At 63.6% G+C, this 3823-nt stretch carries 2 protein-coding genes; both read right to left on the bottom strand.

All coding sequences use genetic code 11. The annotated features are described in order from the left end of the window. Positions 1–1494: lipopolysaccharide biosynthesis protein (locus tag VFJ08_RS11625; RefSeq protein ID WP_324997377.1), on the bottom strand; the 1494-nt coding region annotated here is incomplete at its 3' end. 74 nt (positions 1495–1568) lie between these two features. After that, positions 1569–3752, bottom strand: coding sequence for a hypothetical protein (locus VFJ08_RS11620; RefSeq protein WP_324997376.1), 2184 nt, complete (start codon positions 3750–3752; stop codon positions 1569–1571). Positions 3753–3823: the final 71 nt, after the last annotated feature.

The following is a 3823-nucleotide window of genomic DNA, read 5'->3' as shown; positions in this document are numbered from 1 at the left end:
GCGGAAATTACGGCGCTTTTCCAGCAAAGCCCGGGCCTCCCGCCAGAGCGGATGATCGGCCAGCCAAGCGCCGGCCAGGCCGCCGATGACCAGCAACGCACCGGCGCCGACCAGCGGGCCCCACAGATTATCCGGCGTCGGCACCAGAAAAATTCGTAGCAGCGCGGCCGGCGTTAATGCAAACGCCGCCAAAACAGCGCTCGGCGCGAGCGCGCGTAGATAGTCGCGAATCGTGATATCCGTACATACCACCAACCCGATGGACACCCCCGCGACCGCGATCGCCGTGGCCGGTACCAACGCCGCCGCCACCGCCACCACGCCGACGAATGCCCCGCCTATCAACGCGCCGATGGTGATGACCTGCCAGGCGGTCATCCACAGCGCCGCCAACCCCACGCGGCCGATCGCGGTCAAAAAATTTTGATATTGCAGCACCAACAGCGCCAGGGCCGACGCCAACGCCAGAAAACGCAGGATCGGCACGGCTGTATCCCATTGGTCGCCGAAGAAGATTCGGATAATCGGAAACGCCATCAACGACGCAAAGCCGAGAAACGGCCAGCCGACGCCGGTGATGTAGGTGATCGAGCGCAGAAACAGCGCCCCGGCGCTCTCGCCGTCGCGGTGTCGCTGCGAAAAAGCGGAATAGGATACGGCCCCGATGGCGCCGCTGATATTGTCGTTGAACATCCGTACCAAACCATAGCCGCGGCTGAACATGCCCACCTGGGAGAATCCGAGCAGCCGGCCGATCACGAAATCCGGCGCGCCCTCGCCCAGCTGATTCATGATCGTGCCGACGGTGTTCTTAACTCCAAACCGGGTGACTTCCCGCCATTGCTTTAGACCGACGCCCCGCACGCGATGGTGCCTTCCCCAATAAAGACAACCGCTCACGGTGGTCGCCATGCCGGCCACCGCGCCCCAGGCCGGGCTGTAGTAGCCCCAGCCGTACCAAGCCAGGCCGATGGTCAACCCATTCTGGACGAAGAGCGCGGTGGTGTTGATCTTGTAGCGGATACCGAACTGCATATCGCGAGCCAACAACGCGCTGGTGGTGGAGCCGATCGGCAGCATCAGATAGGTGATCGCCAAAATCCGCAGCACGCTGCCGAGCCCCGGCTCCCGAAAGAAATCCGCGATCAGCGGGCTGGCGAGAAAGATAACGCCCGCCAAGCTCCAGGCGATGAGCAAGGTGACGGTAAAGGCCGAACGCGTGGTGTCGCGATCGAGCGTTTTCACTTGCACCAGATATTCGGTGGTGCCGAAATCCCGCAGCATATGCACCAGATTGACGAATGCCACCGCCACTGAATAAACCCCGACCTGGGCCGGCGTAAGGAGCCGGCTCAGGATCATGATGGTCGGAAACGTGACCAGCAAATTCGTGTACTGCTGCGCGCCCGAGAGCATCAACGCGACCCGAATGCTGGCCGGCTGTGGCTTGCCACCCCCTCCGTTGGGCGCGTTCCTGCGCCATCCGAAACGCATCCCGGATCAGTTCGACGATCGGCGCCACGGCGCGGCGTCCCCGGGCACCGGCGCAGTCTTCAAGCACCCGGGCGTCACGGATGCCAGCTCGACGGCACCACGCCGAACTGGGGCGCATGCCGGTAGTCCGGCCGCACCGGACGCGCCATGAACCAAGACCAGGCGTGGCGGCCTTCTCGGCCGGCCGTATCCACGGCGGAAGCGAGACCGATCTGGAAGTTCGCCACGAAGCCAGTATCCGAATCCGGATAACCCACCATGGTGCCCGCCGGATAATCGTAATCGTCGTAGCGCGTTTTGTGAGGCAATGCTCGCTTCAGGCGCTCGGGCGAGCATCCAATATTCGCCAAATGCGGGAAAGTCGTGTCGTAGACCTGGGAAAAAGTGGTGAAATACGGGCTATTCGGCGTCTCGCGCACGCGCAGATAGTACGCGCTCGCCAGCTCGGGGCAAAAACCCGGCGAGGTCAGCAATCCGAGCTGAAAACGGCTGAAATAATCGCGCATCCGGTCCGCGCCGTCGAAACCCATGTCCGCAAGATTGCCGGCCGCCCAGGTGAAGAAAGATAACTGCCAAGTCGAGACGCCGGTATCGCTGTGCGAGCCGGATGCGGGGTAGATCACCGCGTATCCATTGGTGAGAAATCCGAGCGGATTGGCCTGCGGATTATCGGCATAACGCGCGTTGTACCAAGCGATATTATGAGCCACAGCCTGGTTGAAGAACGTCTTGAGCGGCGCCTCGTCGGGCAGCAGCCAGGCGGCATCGCCGAGCGTTCGCAGACTCCATGCCTGGCCGCGCACCTGCTCGTCGTGGACCAGTCCTTTTCGATAGCCGCGGTACGCCTGGTTCTGATAGAAAACGACCCAGTCGGCCCAGAAATTCAGCTCCTGCTCGTAATACCAGTCACCGGTCACCAGATAGGCCACATAGGCCGGCGCACCGTGATGCGCTGGCTCGGCCTGGAGCGGCAGATGACAGTCGTGCTCGCAGTGCGGCAACCGATCGTCGGCGTGCGGCGCCACTTTACAGTGCGACGTTTCCGCCGGCCAGATCAGCGTCGCGCAGGGATGGCGCGCCACCGACAATGCCTGATACGTGTTTTTCGACCGATAATGGACGCTATAGGCGCCCAGCGCATCGCTGTTCGCCAACATCCAGCGATAGGCGCGATAATCGTGCGGATTGACGATATAGGCGCTGCTCCACTGCGGTAGCGGGCCGATCTGCGGCTGGGCGCCGGTCGCCTCCATGCGCGGCGTGACATCGCAGTGATCCATGGGCGCACAGGCTTGACGCACTTGCGAAAGCATTTCGCCCGACAGCTCGATGTCCTGGTAGCTGGGCACCGCGGGCGTGGCCTGCAGATAACGGCCGTTGAGCGCCGCGAACCAGGGCTGCGACGCGTACTGGCCCCACCACGACACATGATGCCAGCGCGCCTGTCGATAATGGGTCAGCGACTGGACCCGATAAGGCGGCTGTCCCGGCACGGATACAATGGCCGAATATTTCAGATTGTGCGGGTCCGGCGCGTAGGCCCAATCGTTCTCGACCACGGTGTCCACGCGCACGGTATCGACCGGCGCTGGGCCGTAAGCGCGTACCGCGAAGAACACCATGAGATCGGGATGCGGTTTGCCGCTCGCATCGACCGGCGGCGCACCGACCACCCATTCGCCGGCCAGTGGGCCGTCCAGCCAGTGGCGGCAATACAGTTCCGATACCTGGCCGCAGCCGCCGGCATGGGCGATGCGCGCCAACAGATCGCGCGCACTCAAATGCCAGCGCTCGCCGTCGATATTAAACGTCGCGCGGCTGTCGAAGCCGGACTCCAACACATCGTTCAAATCGAGCGCCGGCGATGACGCGCCCGACGATGATGCGGCGATCACAAGATTGTCTTCGCTATCGATACCGCAAGGCGCCGCCACCGTAATCACGGCGTGGCGCACCGAGCCGTCGGGGTTGCGTGCCTTCACATCGGTTTGCGTGGGCAGCACGTGTTCGCCGTCGCGGACCACGATTCGGGCACCGGCCGGCACGTCGCCATCGCGAAACGGCTGGCCGAACGTGACCGGCGCGCTGCCGCCGCAGTCCGCATCGAGATGCGCCAGCCGCAGGCCGACGACGGGGTGATCGCCGGCCGCGAAGGCGCTGCCTGCCCAGGCCGCGAAGACGGCAACCAGCACCAGCAGGCTCAACCACCGCAGGTATGGGGCGCCGCGCCCGCACCGGCCGATTCGCAATATCCGCATAACGCCCTTCGCCTCCAACGCGCCTGGCCGAGTCGTATCGTGGTATGCACTGCGATCCTATTCTGCCTGAA

The organism is Salinisphaera sp. (assembly GCF_035690525.1).
Lineage (GTDB): Bacteria > Pseudomonadota > Gammaproteobacteria > Nevskiales > Salinisphaeraceae > Salinisphaera.
This window is presented reverse-complemented; position numbering and strand designations above follow the sequence as displayed.

Excerpts from the sequence above, each read along its gene's own strand:
- VFJ08_RS11620 (WP_324997376.1), bottom strand. The coding sequence starts at position 3,752 with ATGCGGATATTGCGAATCGGCCGGTGCGGGCGCGGCGCCCCATACCTG.